The organism is Pelodictyon clathratiforme (assembly GCF_982375515.1).
Genome location: NZ_OZ455102.1, coordinates 110,001 through 123,120, shown reverse-complemented (window position 1 = coordinate 123,120; position 13,120 = coordinate 110,001). Strand labels below are relative to the sequence as shown.

The window sequence follows — 13,120 nt, the reverse complement described above, 5'->3', positions numbered from 1 at the left end:
GCTCATTAATCGAAGACGGTTCTCAAGCTGTCGTTCTGAAGCCTCACCTTGAGCCAGTCAAAAATTTTCTTTTTTTCACTCTCTCCCAGAGGGGTTGATGCGGATAGAACAACATAAGCCACCTTTGTTGCCTTCGATGCTGGATCGGCATTGAACCGGTAGGTTTCTGTGAAAAGGCATGCTGAGAGCATTGGATAAAGTGTCCTGAGCTCCTTCAGCAGAACCTTTCCTGTATAACCGCGCTGTTGAACGCTATCCTGCTGCTGGGCGCTTTGCTGGAGTAAAAGGGAGAGACGGTTAACTTCAGATTTCAGCCGTTCAGTTTCGCTGAGCTGAATGGATATCTCGCTGAAGTTAAGTCCCTGCTGATAATTCAGGACTACATCTCCCAACCCGAATTCCGCCGCTCGCTTTTTCAACTGCGCCTTGTCCTCATCCGTCAGCGTCCGTCCGCCATAAACGAGGGTAATCGTTTTGTGATCGGCATTGATTTCGTGACGCAAAAGATAATCTCCACGGAAAAAACTGATGCTACGGATAAACTTGCCGGAGTTTTCCAAAAATCCCTCATTCTGCACAAGCAGGTAACCAAAATAGATGCTTGGAACCAGCATAATCAAAATCACTACGGTTATCAGGCGGTTGATGCGCACTTTTTTTGCATCATCAATAATGGATTTGATAGGAAACGCCATAACCTGCGAAAAGACGACTGTTGAAATCCCGATAAACACCACATTGATTGCAAAGAGATAGATTGCTCCGAAAAAAAATGGAAAGTGAGCGGTTGCCAGTCCATAACCCGCCGTACAGAGAGGAGGCATAAGCGCTGTAGCAATAGCCACACCCGGCACAACATTGCCCTTCAGCTTTGTAGTCAGGGAAATCGTACCGGCAAGCCCGCCAAAAAGTGCGATCAGGACATCGTAAATAGTGGATGAACGAAAAACTGTTATGATATTATAAAATAATAGTTTATATTGTTATTTCATGGTCAAAGATATTTGACGGACCCTGAGCTAAAGCGTAATAATACCCCATTAGAAGCATTTTTGATAGAGAAAAGGTGTTGCAGGGTGCCCTCAAAGAGAAACAGACTCCAAACTTCGTTTTTTGAAATCCACTATGCGTAGCGTCATCAACCACCAAATGATGTTCGGTCGTACCGATATTTCTGCCATTGTTTTCGATCCGAAATCACGAGATGATATCCCAAAAATCTTGAGGGGCCTTCAGGGCATCTACACCGACGAGGAGTTGCGCAAGCGTGTTTTTGCCATCCTCGAAGAGGTTCGTCCTGAACGGAAAAAAGGAGAAGGAAAAGCTGACCCAAACACAGGGCGTCCCGGTATGGAGCAATGGGCAATTTTGGTACTGGGTGTCGTTCGACTGGGAATCAACGCTGATTACGATCGGCTTCATGAATTGGTCAATCACCACGATACGCTTCGCCAGATGCTTGGTCACAACGATTGGACTGATAAAACATCTTATGAACTCCAGACCATCAAAGATAATGTCCGACTGTTTACCCCCGAATTGCTTGATCGAATCAACCAGGAAATTGTCCGTGCAGGTCATACGTTAGTAAAAAAAAAGAGGAAGAAAATTTCCCTTTAATGGCCCGAGGTGATTCGTTTGTGGTGGAAACCAACGTTCACTTTCCTGCTGATACAAGCCAGTTGTTCGATGCCATTCGCAAAGCCATTGAGGTCTGTGCGAAATGGTCTTTTGATGAAGGATTAAGTCAATGGCGCCAATACGATCATAACATCCGGCATATCAAAAGAATGCGTCGTATTGTGCAACAGCTCAAGCACTCGACATCAAAAAAGCCGGAAAAGAAAGCTCTCAAAGATCAACAAATAAAGCAAGCACTCCTCGATTACCTTGCGGCAGTCGATTATCAGTTACAACGGGCAGTGCGTACCGGCGCAGAACTGGGTGGCTTAAATCCGTTGCGGCTCAGCCAGCTTAACGGCTATATTGCTCATGCTGAGGTACAAATGGGGCAAATTCGTCGTCGGATAAATGACGAGGTTATTCCGCATGCGGAGAAAGTCTTTTCAATTTTTCAGCCACACACCGAGTGGATCAGTAAAGGCAAGGCGGGAGTGCCGGTTGAGTTGGGATTACGGGTCTGTATTATCGAAGATCAGTATCGTTTTATCCTGCATCATCAGGTCATGGAAAAAGTTGTCGATAGCGACATCGCAGTGTCCATTATCGAAGAGACCAAGCAACGTTTTCCAAACTTGCGATCGATCAGCTACGACAAAGGCTTTCATAGCCCGGATAACCAACGCGACCTGAAAGCGCTTCTTGAAAAAGTTGTTATGCCGAAAAAAGGCAAGCTCTCAAAAATCGACAAAGCTCATGAATCCGAGCCGGAATTCAGGAGACTGCGACGGCAGCATTCGGCAGTTGAATCAGCAATCAACGCACTTGAGGTTCACGGCTTGGATATATGCCCTGATGATGGCATCAAAGGATTCAATCGCTATGTTGCCCTTGCAGTGCTGGCTCGCAACATTCATCGTTATGGAGCACTCTTGTACAAGCAGGATGCGAAGCGACATCGAGGGCCCTACAAAAAAGCTGCCTGAGTTCTCTCCCCAAAAAAAGAGTTTTTTACCAATTCGCAGGGAGAGATCCGTTCGTTATGACGCTTCCTGGAGCAAAATTCGGTAGTTTACCCATGGCGTGTCACGATCAGCACAAAAACGCCTTTTGTTGATCATTAAAAATGGTTTTTAATCCGGCGGGAGGTTGTCAAATTTTCAAAAAACAGGGGTTTTCTTTCTGGCACTAAATAGTAGGACTCGTGCGTGCAAGCAGTTCGGAATGAGCGCTCGAAACCGGGCTGATGGCAAAGTAGAGCGTTGAGGCGGCCAGACTTGCCAGAACAGCAAAGGAGAAGTTCTTGAACGCCTTTCGAAGCAGAGGGAAATCGTATGTTGCAATGCTGTATCCCATGCCATTAATCGGACCCATCAGCGGTGAAATAAGCATGGCTCCAATAATGACGGCTGTAGAGTTGATATTCAATCCTACAGAGGCAAGAATGGTGGCAAAAATCAGAATCCACAGCCTGCTGCCTTTAAAAACGATCTCACTTTCTACCGCATTGTGGATGACATCGAAGGTTTCAGCATCCGGCTGTATGTTAAATGAGTGCAAGATCTTTTTAATCATAACAGGGATTTTTATTATCGAAATCACTCATTTTCATACTGGCTTAACCGATGGGGTTCACATGGTGCAATATCTTGCCTGATCGCCATTATGTCCGGGCATTCTGATGGATAGCAGCACCGTTATGCTACGCTCAAACCGGGCCGTGTGATGGAGTAAGGTAGCAACTTAAGTTATTGTCTGAAAATCAATGTATACTATGGGAACAAGGATTTCTCCATTTCATGCTTTTTGCAGAAGATTGTTGTTTATGAAACCGACAAAACGTTCTCTCCTCTTCTTTGCCTGTATGTTTGCCGTGTCAGTGGGTTTAAGCGGGGCACTTTATGCTGAAGCTCTCGATATCACTGCAGTGGCGCCCGCCCTTGCTGTCACATTTCAGAAGAGTCTCCCACCAGTCTGGCTTGTTACGCCGTTTATTGCTCTGCTCGTTATGATAGCAACCGGCCCCCTTTTGTTCCATCGCTTCTGGGATCGGCACTATCCAAAGGTTTCCGTAGGACTTGGTTTCATTGTTGCATGTTACTATGGTTTATTAATGGATGGCGGGTGGCATGTGCTGGAACATACCCTTGAAGAGTACCTCTCCTTCATTGCCTTGATCTCATCACTGTTTGTGGTATCCGGCGGAATACTCATCAGAATAGAGCGGAAAGGAACCCCTTTGATGAATGCGCTTTTACTCTTTTTTGGGGCCATTATTTCAAATCTGGTCGGAACAACCGGCGCCTCCATGCTGCTCATAAGACCTTACATGCGAATCAATAAAGGTCGTCTCAAACCATTTCATATTGTCTTTTTCATCTTCATTGTCAGCAACATTGGTGGCGCACTTACTCCTATAGGCGATCCTCCCTTGTTTCTCGGTTTTTTGAAAGGTGTCCCCTTTTTCTGGGTGTTACCCAAAGTATGGTTGCCATGGCTCATTACAGTTGCCGGTCTTCTTCTCATTTTCATCATTCTCGATGTGAAGAGGGGGACTGGTGATATGAAAGGGGCTGAAGTAAACGGCGGAGTAAGCATTACAGGCCGAAGAAATTTCCTCTTTCTCGCAGTGATCATTGCTGCGGTTTTTCTTGATCCAGCAGTAATAGAGGGCATCCCGAGCCTTCAGAAGCTTTTTCATCTGCCATTCGGTATCCGGGAACTGATCATGTTTATGGTTGCCATTGCCGCCTATAAATTCTCAAATCATGAGGCATTCAAGGGCAATGAATTCAACTTTGAACCCATCAAGGAGGTTGCTTTTCTTTTTATTGGCATCTTTGCCACCATGATTCCGGCTCTTGAACTCATCGGATACTACGCGTCATCACATGCTGCTGATTTTTCGGTATCACGTTTCTACTGGTTGACCGGGGCTCTTTCCGGAGTACTTGATAACGCTCCTACTTATCTGAACTTCTTCGCCGGTGCGTTAGGAAAGTTTGGACTGGATATCGGTTCCCCTGAAGATATAAGGCACTTCGCTACCGGCGTTGCATCCCCGCTTCAGGGCGATGTATCCTCAGACATTTACCTTATGGCAATCTCGATTGCGGCAGTCTTTTTTGGGGCAATGACCTACATCGGCAACGCCCCGAACTTCATGGTAAAAAACATTGCCGCACAGGCAGATGTTGACGTTCCCGATTTTCTGGAGTACATCTACAAATACTCACTGCCGATACTGCTCCCATTTTTTATTCTCTTATGGGTGCTGTTTTTTAACTACTGAGGGGATGAGCAAGGTTATGAGCAAGGATGCCAAGCGGAATCTGTTACTGGCAACGGTATGATCAAGATGTACAAAATGTTACGCAAGATGGGCAGGACGTTTAATAACCTGAAGCGAAGCTGCCAATTTGGGACAGAGTACTTTGTGAAGGGGCGCCATAAGCCGCACCCTTCCGATACTCGAAAAACGGGCACGTTCAGTACCGCAGGTTCGTGCCCTTAAGGTCATGCCTCCGCAACTCGAATGGTATGCCAAAATCCGGAGTGATAAGACATGACAGGCGTATTGTCACGACGTGAAGGAGTTTTCCCGATTTCTCGGCATCACGGAATTGGAAGAGATGCATCCTATGGCTTTACGGTTGATCGAAGTTATTTCATAGCGGATCTTTATCGATGGAAATGCCATGTAAAAGTGAGGCATCATATGTGAGAACTCTCTCTGCAAGCGATTTACGCCCTACTGATAGCCACTCTCTGATGGTGTCAAGGGGTTTGCCGATTATTTTGGATATCGCTCCGTGTTTGAGCCCGGAAACCGCTGAAAGCAGTACTGATAATTTTATATCGGCATCCCGCTGCAGTAATACACTCCCCATTTTTTCCATAGGGTTACATGACGGTTTGGGAATACAGGGTGCCTCTTCGTAACCGAAAGTGTCGAAATAACACTCTCTGAATGTTTTGTATACCTCACTTTCCGGTGTATCAAGAGTAACATTCAGGTAGGTTATGTTGACCAACTCAGTGGCTGATGCCTCTGAGCCGGTCATCCAATATGCAAGGCTGTAAATATCATCCATTAAATCCATTGGCGTTCTTTTTTCGTTGGTCACGGTTCCTCCCTGGAATTGTGCGTCTCATTGTGGCTGAAAAAAACCATGCATCTTGCCTAATACTTTAAGGTACAAAGCTTAAGGGAAAAAAGCTCAGGATCAGAACGATTATTGTTACGCATTGCGTGGAGGTTCCAAAGGGGGCTTCAGGAAAGGGATTCAAAACCCGGTAAGGATTAGCATTGCCAGCGTGAACAGCTTCTGTGTATCCTGAAAGTCGGATAAAGCGCACACATTAACTAAAAAAGATCGCCACCTGAGCACTATTTCAAAAAAAGTTGTGTTTTTTCCGGAGAAGTTGTGTTTTTTTTAGAAAAACCGCGCTTTTTTCTTGCTTTTTAACGTGTACGTATGTATAATAAGGAAAACACTTTAAAAAGGAGAATACCCCGTGTCTAAACCAGTAACTGGAAAAACTCACGTTGGCGAACGGCGTGAAAGGCGCCCGAATGGCGATATTTACATCTATGAGCGGGTTACAGGCTATAATGAACGAACCAGAAAGACCTATACCGTCAGTCAGAAGCTCCAAGGGAAAATCAAGTCGGGAACACAGGAGATAATCCCTACACGCCCGAAAAAAAGCAAAAATGAAGGGGGCTTGGTTGGTGCGCTACGCAGGCACAGTGGCCTCACGGATCTTCTGGAGTGGGTCGGTAAAGCCTCCGGCATTGACGATGACGTGCGTTCTTCGTTCAGCGAGGGCGACGCTGCCAAGATTCTCTCTATTGCGCGTTACTGGATCGGTTCCGGCGGAAACACCTTGCCACGCCTTGAGGGTTGGCAGGTAATGCACTCCCTTCCCTACAGCGAAGTTATCACTGAAGACGTTTACAGTGACTTGTTCAAATGTGTCGGGTGCGACGAAGACCGCGTGCAGCGCTACTTCTCCTTCCGGGCGGATCGCCTGGGCAAGGCACCTGTGCTGGCGTTTGATTCGACCACGATATCGACCTACTCCGAGAACCAGTCGGAAGCACGGCATGGGTTCAATAAGGATGGTGACGGACTGAAAACCATCAAGCTTCTAACCTTGTATTCCGTAAAGGAACGCGAGCCGTTAGCATTCGCCAAGCAGCCTGGCAATGTTCCGGACGTCATATCCATTGAGAACACCCTGAAGCAACTCAAGTGCTTTAACCTTGAGAAACCCTTGATCGTTACCGATAACGGCTACTACAGTGAGGGGAACATGATGAAATTCGCCTTGCGCAACATGAAATTCCTTACTCTGGTTGACCCCAATATCACTTGGGTTCGCGAGACGGTGGATGCGCTTCGGGAGACGCTGGCGGGCATGTCGAGCACTTGCCAGTTTGATCCGTCGGTTTGCGGCGCCACGGCGATGAGAATGCACGAGTTCGGTCGAGTGCGCCAACTGTCGCGAAACGGCAAGCTGAGCGGAGAAGAAGAGAGGTTCGTGCGCCGCCTTTATGTCCATGTCTTCTATTCCCCTAACAGCGACACCAAGAAGCAGCTCGACTTCCGCAAGGAGCTGTTTGAACTCAAAGCTCAAGTAGAAGATGGGGTGATGGAGTTCACGAAATCTGCGCAACGAAAAATCGAGCGATATCTGATCTGCTCAAAAAAGGGGCGTGGTGGACAATTGAGGGTCGGTTTCAACGACAAGGCCATTGTCGAAGCGACGAAATACTTCGGCTATTTTGCGCTCGTCAGCAATCAGGCCATGAAGACCTTCACAGCGTTGGCAGACTATCGATTGCGTGAAAAAATAGAGGAGATCTTCGCCGTGGTGAAGGGAGGCCTTGATGGAGCAAGGCCGCGCACATGGCATCCAGACAACCTGCGGGGAAGGCAATTCGTACAGTTTGTGTCACTGGGGTATCATTGCTTCCTGACCAAGAAAATCAAGGAAATGCGGGCAGAGCTTGGAAAGAACGGAAGCGAAAAAACCAAAGCACTTGTCAATCTCGAAAAAAAATTGGAACAGTGGCTTGAGCAACGATCTCTCGCTCAGATTCTGGATTGGTTCGATTGCATTGAGACGACTCAAGTACGAACTGTCATGGGCAACTACCGCTGGTCTACTGAATCCGTAGCCAGAGATCGGCTGTTCCTGAAATATCTGGGAGTGACCTCATGATAGTGTGCGCTTTATCCTACTTTCAGGGTGTATATTCGTAACGACCAACAGCGGGAATAAATGCGCTGGAACTTGGAGCCGACATCGGCAAGGCTCTGAACATTAACCTTCTGCAGCATGAAATCATACCATAAGGAACTCTGGCTCCAGATACCTGCCAGAATGGATTTTGTCAATATCACCGGCGACGTTGAGCGGGCTCTTCAGGAGAGCGGCATTCAGGAGGGGCTCTGCCTGGTGAATGCGATGCATATAACCGCATCGGTCTTTATCAATGATGATGAACCGGGGTTGCATCAGGACTACAAGCGGTGGCTTGAGGAGCTGGCTCCGCATGAGCCGCTAAGCCGCTACCAGCACAACAGAACCGGAGAGGATAATGGTGATGCCCATCACAAGCGCCAGATCATGGGCCGGGAGGTCGTGGTTGCTGTCACAAAAGGTCGGTTGCATTTTGGTACCTGGGAGCAGATTTTTTACGGGGAGTTTGATGGCAAGAGAAAAAAGCGGGTGCTAATCAAGATTATCGGTGAATAAGGGATGCGATGGTGCGCGAGGGTTCTGCTCCGGGAATTTCGATTCATAAGGATTTAATTTTTTTTTTGCTACGTTTAGGGAATAAAGAGAGCTTTGTTATACCTCATTTTAATGCCTGCTGACATGAAACCAACCGACCCGCTGCAGCAACCGCTTTCCGTTGAGGAGCTTGATCGGCTGGAAAGCTTTCTGCTCTCTGATTTAATGCCTGAGGATTCTTTGTCTTCGATTGAAATGGTGGATGGATATATGACTGCGCTGATTGCCGGCCCGGGTGTGGTTCCGCCGGAAATCTGGATTCCCTCTATCTGGAATCAGGAGAAGAGCGCTGTGCCCCGTTTTTCTTCTGTAGATGAGGAGGAGATGATCTGGGAGTTTCTTCTTCGCCATATGAACACCATTGCACTGCAATTCCTCAACAATCCTGACGGCTTTCTTCCTTTGTTTGAGCGATTCAGCTATCCGGACGAGGAGGCAAAAGAGCTTGCTGTTGAAAATTGGGCCGTGGGATTTACTTTAGGAATGGAGCTGACCCAGGAAGCATGGAAGCCTCTTTTTGCGGATGAAGAGAGCGGTTTGCTTGCAATGCCGATGTTGATTCTCAGTAAAATCACGGATGATTACAAGGCGTTGTCGGAAGAGGACGTTTCCGATATGATCCAACTGATGCCGGGTTTTGTCGTCAAGATTTACAGGTACTGGAACGAGAATAATGAGTAAGGAAGAGTGAACTGTTCACAAAAGATAAGAGCTTGTTTTGTGCCTGATATTTTGTACTATTTATACCGGTACGGGGTATAGGTATAAAGCCGTTAACAATGAGGTCGGAGAGAAGGGAGCGCTGAGTGTGGCGTCGTTGACTCAACTATTTGATAAGCTGATCCAAAACAGATTATGAACAAAGTCCAGGAAGTGGTACCCGCGAAAGCGTTTGCAATGATTCAGAAAGGGGCGTTGCTTGTCGATGTCCGCGAAGCATATGAGGTTGCCAGAAAATCTTTCGATGTGCCTGAAATCATGCTGATTCCTTTTCGTGACTTTGAGAAACGGTTTCAGGAGATTCCGGTAAAGCGCCAAGTCATTATTGCCTGCAATAGCGGGAGCCGCAGCGCAGTAGCAACCCGTATTCTGATGACCCACGGATATCGCAAAGTGGTCAATATGCAGTACGGGATTATGCGGTGGGCAAAGGAGGGGCTGCCTGTTAAAGGAAGACCGAAACAAACATTCGGAGCCTGGCTGTTGCAGATGTTCCGCGGAAAATCATAGAACAGGAAACAAACCCATCGATTAGGCCTTGACTTCCCAGTAGCAGCGCTTTGGAGAGACGATCAGCTCTTCATCTTTCAGCGCCTTCATCGCCTTATCGACCTCTTTGCGATCCAGTCCGCTGATTTCGGCAATCCGGCCGGCATTCAAGGGGCTGCCCTCTTTTTTCATCACGTCGAGAATAATTTCTTTCGCTTCCATGTGATTTTCTTTTGATTGCATAAGTTGCTAAAAAAAAGCTCCGTGACTGAACGTGTCACGGAGCTTGACGTTGCGGGATTAACCTGCAATGCTTTTCATCAGTTCTCCTCTCGAATGCGACGGGTCAGGCTTCTGAGCCTTCAGCTTCGACTTCGAAATGAACTTTGACCGTGATATCCTGAAAGATTTTTGCGTCTGCTTCATATTTACCGAGCGACTTGATCGGAGCTTCAATGGTGATCTTCCGGCGGTCGATGTCGATCCCCTGAGCTTTGAGGGCATCGGCAATATCAGCCGAAGTCACGGTCCCGAAGAGTTTGCCCGAATCACCAGCTTTTGCATAAACCTTCAGTGACATCTGCTCGATTGTCTGAGCATGCTCACGGGCGTGTTTGCGCTGCAACTCGATTTTTTTGGTCTGCTGCTTTTTCTCTGTTTCAAGAGCTTTGAGCGTTCCCTCGGTAGCTCTTATAGCCATACCCTGCGGAATCAGGAAATTGTTTGCATAACCGTTCTTGACGGCAACAACTTCACCTGCATCGCCAAGGGTAGCCACATTGTTTCTTAAAATGACTTTCACTGCTTAGCTTCCTCGTTCAATTGATTGCGAAATTGGTTATTTGTATTCGTCGACAACATAAGGGATTACTGCCAGGAACCGTGCCCATTTTACTGAATGGGTAAGGAGGTTCTGCTCTTTGGCAGAGAGTCCGGTGATGCGACGAGGAATAATTTTTCCTTGATCGTTAATAAATCTCTTCAGCTTGCGTTCGTCGCGATAATCGAAAAAGACAACCTGATTTTTCGACACTTTTTTCTTCGACGCCAACGCGTTGCTCAGTGATTTGTTGCCCTGTGATTTGTGGCCCTGTGCGTGTGTAAATTTTTGTCTCATAAGTTCATTACAAAATTTGGCTTATCCCTATCCCCTCAATCGGAGGAAAGATATTTGTATTCGTAAATGTGAGTGGGATCTTCTTCATGAATTTCTTCATGATGGTTATCGTGACAATCATCCTCGATAAAGCCTTCGTCATCCTCTTCGCCGTTCTTTTTGCGCTTGTTGAGAAACTGGATTCTTCTGGCTTTAATTTCAACAACGGTTCTGGATGATCCGTCCTGCGCTTTCCATGTCCGGCTTTGTAATTCACCATCCACAAGGACTGCAGAACTTTTTTTAAGATTGTCACGGCAGCTTTCCGCAAGCTTGTTCCATGCAACAACTCCAACATAACAGACATCTTCCTGCCATTGATGATTGCTGTCGCGGAATCTTCGGTTACATGCAATTGAAAAATTAACGACAGGCGTTCCGCCTGAATTAGTCTGCCTGAAAACAGGATCCTTGGTAAGATTCCCAGCAATAACGACACTGTTTATTTCCGGCATTTTTAATTCAGCCATAACATCTTCTCCGTTTTGTTCTCAAAGGAATCACTTCTCAGCATGCGTTCAAACTAACCCTGACTATCATTTTGCAACGGTATCGGATGCTGCGGCGGCTTCGGCAAGTGCGCTGTCTTCCGGACTGCCTATGACAACACTATACTTCTCAACCCTTTTGCGCATTTCAAGCAGTGCGCTGGTAAGATGAATAATCAGGTAACGGAGCAGATCTTCCTCGTAACGAATAACTTTTTCAACCTCTGCAATCACAGATGTAGCCGCAGTAAATTCGATGTGGGCATAGTAGCCGATAGTTTTCTTCTTGATCGGATATGCTGTCTTGCGTCTTCCGATTTCGAGAACACTGCTGATACTTCCGCCTTTTTCAGTAATGACCCTCTGTACTAACGCCATTGCAGCGGCGATGGCCTCATCCTGAAGCCCTCCGTCAATGATGAGCGTACATTCATAAAGTTTGTTTGTTTCCATAGCGCAAAATCTGATAGTATTATTCGTCCTCAGTTGCTTGCAATATGGCGAGGGTCTGGCATTGCGCAGACCAGCCCCACGGCTTCAAAGGTTTCCCTGTGAACACCATCTGCAAATTTGAACATCAAAGGTAACCTATTTGCATCATTTTTCCAACCGTGAGTGAAAATGCCTCGAATTGGCTTTTTCGTCACGATAAATGACTGAAGAATTCCAGAATCCTGCTGGCAATCAGCGTGTCGGAAAGATCGTTCATGCAGCGAAAATGCTTTTTCGGACAACGATCGCGGCCAATATGTGAACAGGGTCTGCAAGGGAGTCCCTCGACTTCGAAGAGATCATAGGGGACATGGTAGGGAAGAAAACCGAAGGCTGATGAGGAGGAGCCAAAAAGCACAAAGAGCTGTTTACCGAAGGCTGAGGCCATGTGCATGAGACCAGTATCGTTACAGAGGATGGCGTCAGAGCGTTCAAGAAGTGCTGCCGTTTGCATAAGGGTGCAGCTCCCGGCAAGATTGATGACCGTTGGGCGGCAGGCGGCAGGGAGGGAGTTGATGATCTCTGTTGCCTGCGGTGCATCCTCTTTTCCTCCCAGAAGAAGTACCTGTAACGGCTCTTCGCGCAGCAGATGAGAGAGGATGGCGGCAAAGCGCTGCGGTGGGTAGCGCTTGGTAAAGTGTTTTGCTCCAAAACAGAGGGCAAGTGTTTTTCGTCCACTCGTAAAATAAGGGTGGGCATAGGCCTTCTCCTCTGGGGAGGGATAGAGTTCACATCCCTGAAGATCACCTGCTGCACCAAGCTCCTTCACGGTTTCAAGGTAACGTTCTACCACGCTCCGGGGGGAACCGTAGAGGTTGAGCTTGCATTGCACCAGCAGCCATTTTTTCCAGTTGCCTTTACGGTAGTGCACCAGCCGCTCTGCCCGGAGCGAATGGACAATGGCGTGCGAGCGCATATTGTGCTGCAAATCAACCACAAGATCATAGCTTCCTGATGGTGGATGCTCGTTCGTAGAGATCGCTGAGAGGCGGGGATTGCCTGCAAGGAGTGAAACAAAGGGCGTTTTGGTGCAGTAGTCGATCTTCGCCTCCGGCCAGGCGACCTTGAGGCTCCGGAGAAGCGGGGTGGTAAGAATAATATCTCCAATGGAGCTTAAGCGTATAACCAGTATCTTTTTGATTGGCTTCATGGAGATTATGACCAGAACTCCCACCAGGCTTTGTATCCGGCTGGTTTTTTATCCGGCGTGAGAGCCTGGAGCGATGCAATGTGCTCTGCTGTCATTCGCTGAAGCTCCTCCTTGTCGCTCATCTCACCTTTACGCTCGGCTATCATCTCTCCGGCCATCTGAAATGCTTTCAGCGCCTCTTCCTTTCTGCCAATACCT

The 13,120-nt window shown here is 47.4% G+C and carries 16 protein-coding genes (1 of these 16 running past the window's edge); 6 read left to right on the top strand and 10 right to left on the bottom strand.

The window, feature by feature from the left end; genetic code table 11:
* Positions 1-5: 5 nt before the first annotated feature.
* Complete coding sequence (locus AC56AD_RS00570; RefSeq protein ID WP_397233977.1) at positions 6-881, bottom strand: DUF389 domain-containing protein; 876 nt, start codon at positions 879-881, stop codon at positions 6-8.
* 244 nt (positions 882-1,125) lie between these two features.
* Here AC56AD_RS00570 and AC56AD_RS00565 point away from each other — a divergent pair.
* Positions 1,126-2,606, top strand: a protein-coding gene (locus AC56AD_RS00565) for an ISNCY-like element ISPph5 family transposase (protein ID WP_150085532.1) whose coding sequence is annotated in 2 segments (ribosomal slippage) — positions 1,126-1,588 and positions 1,588-2,606 — 1,482 coding nt in all. Because the reading frame shifts where the segments join, the coding sequence is not laid out codon by codon here.
* Positions 2,607-2,808: 202 nt separating this feature from the next.
* Here the strand turns inward: AC56AD_RS00565 and AC56AD_RS00560 are convergent.
* Entirely contained in the window at positions 2,809-3,195 is a 387-nt protein-coding gene (locus AC56AD_RS00560) for a DUF389 domain-containing protein (RefSeq protein ID WP_041526360.1), read from the bottom strand.
* 250 nt (positions 3,196-3,445) lie between these two features.
* Between AC56AD_RS00560 and AC56AD_RS00555 the strand changes: the two genes are divergently transcribed.
* Positions 3,446-4,912 carry a sodium:proton antiporter gene (locus AC56AD_RS00555; RefSeq protein ID WP_012506970.1) on the top strand — a complete coding sequence of 489 codons (1,467 nt, stop codon included), beginning with the start codon at positions 3,446-3,448 and terminating at the stop codon, positions 4,910-4,912.
* Between the two features lie 376 nt (positions 4,913-5,288).
* Here the strand turns inward: AC56AD_RS00555 and AC56AD_RS00550 are convergent, their stop codons facing one another.
* Positions 5,289-5,747 (bottom strand): RNA polymerase sigma24 factor, encoded by a 459-nt coding sequence (locus AC56AD_RS00550; protein ID WP_041526359.1) that lies wholly within the window; start codon positions 5,745-5,747, stop codon positions 5,289-5,291.
* 391 nt (positions 5,748-6,138) lie between these two features.
* On the opposite strand from AC56AD_RS00550, the gene AC56AD_RS00545 reads away from it, so the two are divergent.
* From AC56AD_RS00545 to AC56AD_RS00530, 4 genes are all read left to right on the top strand, one after another.
* On the top strand, positions 6,139-7,851 hold the full coding sequence (locus AC56AD_RS00545) for an IS1634 family transposase (protein ID WP_012507107.1): 1,713 nt from the start codon (positions 6,139-6,141) through the stop codon (positions 7,849-7,851).
* Positions 7,852-7,968: 117 nt separating this feature from the next.
* On the top strand, positions 7,969-8,388 hold the full coding sequence (locus AC56AD_RS00540; protein ID WP_012506968.1) for a secondary thiamine-phosphate synthase enzyme YjbQ: 420 nt from the start codon (positions 7,969-7,971) through the stop codon (positions 8,386-8,388).
* Positions 8,389-8,511: 123 nt separating this feature from the next.
* Positions 8,512-9,108: a UPF0149 family protein gene (locus tag AC56AD_RS00535; protein WP_012506967.1), complete on the top strand. Its 597-nt coding sequence runs from the start codon at positions 8,512-8,514 to the stop codon at positions 9,106-9,108.
* Between the two features lie 174 nt (positions 9,109-9,282).
* Positions 9,283-9,657 carry a rhodanese-like domain-containing protein gene (locus AC56AD_RS00530; protein ID WP_273279037.1) on the top strand — a complete coding sequence of 125 codons (375 nt, stop codon included), beginning with the start codon at positions 9,283-9,285 and terminating at the stop codon, positions 9,655-9,657.
* A 21-nt stretch (positions 9,658-9,678) separates the two neighbouring features.
* On the opposite strand, the gene AC56AD_RS00525 is transcribed toward AC56AD_RS00530, so the two are convergent.
* The 7 genes from AC56AD_RS00525 to AC56AD_RS00495 all read right to left on the bottom strand — a co-directional run.
* Positions 9,679-9,858, bottom strand: a complete 180-nt coding sequence (locus AC56AD_RS00525; protein ID WP_041526358.1) for a MarR family transcriptional regulator — start codon at positions 9,856-9,858, stop codon at positions 9,679-9,681.
* Positions 9,859-9,982: 124 nt separating this feature from the next.
* Positions 9,983-10,438 (bottom strand): 50S ribosomal protein L9, encoded by a 456-nt coding sequence (gene rplI / locus AC56AD_RS00520; RefSeq protein ID WP_012506964.1) that lies wholly within the window; start codon positions 10,436-10,438, stop codon positions 9,983-9,985.
* Between the two features lie 36 nt (positions 10,439-10,474).
* Complete coding sequence (gene rpsR, locus AC56AD_RS00515; protein ID WP_012506963.1) at positions 10,475-10,753, bottom strand: 30S ribosomal protein S18; 279 nt, start codon at positions 10,751-10,753, stop codon at positions 10,475-10,477.
* A 35-nt stretch (positions 10,754-10,788) separates the two neighbouring features.
* Positions 10,789-11,262 carry a single-stranded DNA-binding protein gene (locus AC56AD_RS00510; protein WP_012506962.1) on the bottom strand — a complete coding sequence of 158 codons (474 nt, stop codon included), beginning with the start codon at positions 11,260-11,262 and terminating at the stop codon, positions 10,789-10,791.
* 66 nt (positions 11,263-11,328) lie between these two features.
* Positions 11,329-11,733: a 30S ribosomal protein S6 gene (gene rpsF / locus AC56AD_RS00505; protein WP_012506961.1), complete on the bottom strand. Its 405-nt coding sequence runs from the start codon at positions 11,731-11,733 to the stop codon at positions 11,329-11,331.
* A 190-nt stretch (positions 11,734-11,923) separates the two neighbouring features.
* Complete coding sequence (locus AC56AD_RS00500) at positions 11,924-12,922, bottom strand: glycosyltransferase family 9 protein (RefSeq protein WP_012506960.1); 999 nt, start codon at positions 12,920-12,922, stop codon at positions 11,924-11,926.
* A gap of 5 nt (positions 12,923-12,927) precedes the next feature.
* On the bottom strand, positions 12,928-13,120 hold the final stretch of the coding sequence (locus AC56AD_RS00495) for a tetratricopeptide repeat protein (protein WP_012506959.1). Its footprint extends 335 nt past the window's final position; only the last 193 of its 528 coding nucleotides appear in the window; its start codon lies beyond the right edge, outside the window — the gene reads right to left on this strand; its stop codon occupies positions 12,928-12,930.

Coding starts and splice junctions, on each gene's coding strand:
- AC56AD_RS00560 (WP_041526360.1), bottom strand. CDS start 3,195: ATGATTAAAAAGATCTTGCACTCATTTAACATACAGCCGGATGCTGAA.
- AC56AD_RS00530 (WP_273279037.1), top strand. CDS start 9,283: ATGAACAAAGTCCAGGAAGTGGTACCCGCGAAAGCGTTTGCAATGATT.
- AC56AD_RS00525 (WP_041526358.1), bottom strand. CDS start 9,858: ATGGAAGCGAAAGAAATTATTCTCGACGTGATGAAAAAAGAGGGCAGC.
- rpsF (WP_012506961.1), bottom strand. CDS start 11,733: ATGGAAACAAACAAACTTTATGAATGTACGCTCATCATTGACGGAGGG.
- AC56AD_RS00540 (WP_012506968.1), top strand. CDS start 7,969: ATGAAATCATACCATAAGGAACTCTGGCTCCAGATACCTGCCAGAATG.
- AC56AD_RS00535 (WP_012506967.1), top strand. CDS start 8,512: ATGAAACCAACCGACCCGCTGCAGCAACCGCTTTCCGTTGAGGAGCTT.
- AC56AD_RS00500 (WP_012506960.1), bottom strand. CDS start 12,922: ATGAAGCCAATCAAAAAGATACTGGTTATACGCTTAAGCTCCATTGGA.
- AC56AD_RS00555 (WP_012506970.1), top strand. CDS start 3,446: ATGAAACCGACAAAACGTTCTCTCCTCTTCTTTGCCTGTATGTTTGCC.
- rpsR (WP_012506963.1), bottom strand. CDS start 10,753: ATGAGACAAAAATTTACACACGCACAGGGCCACAAATCACAGGGCAAC.
- AC56AD_RS00510 (WP_012506962.1), bottom strand. CDS start 11,262: ATGGCTGAATTAAAAATGCCGGAAATAAACAGTGTCGTTATTGCTGGG.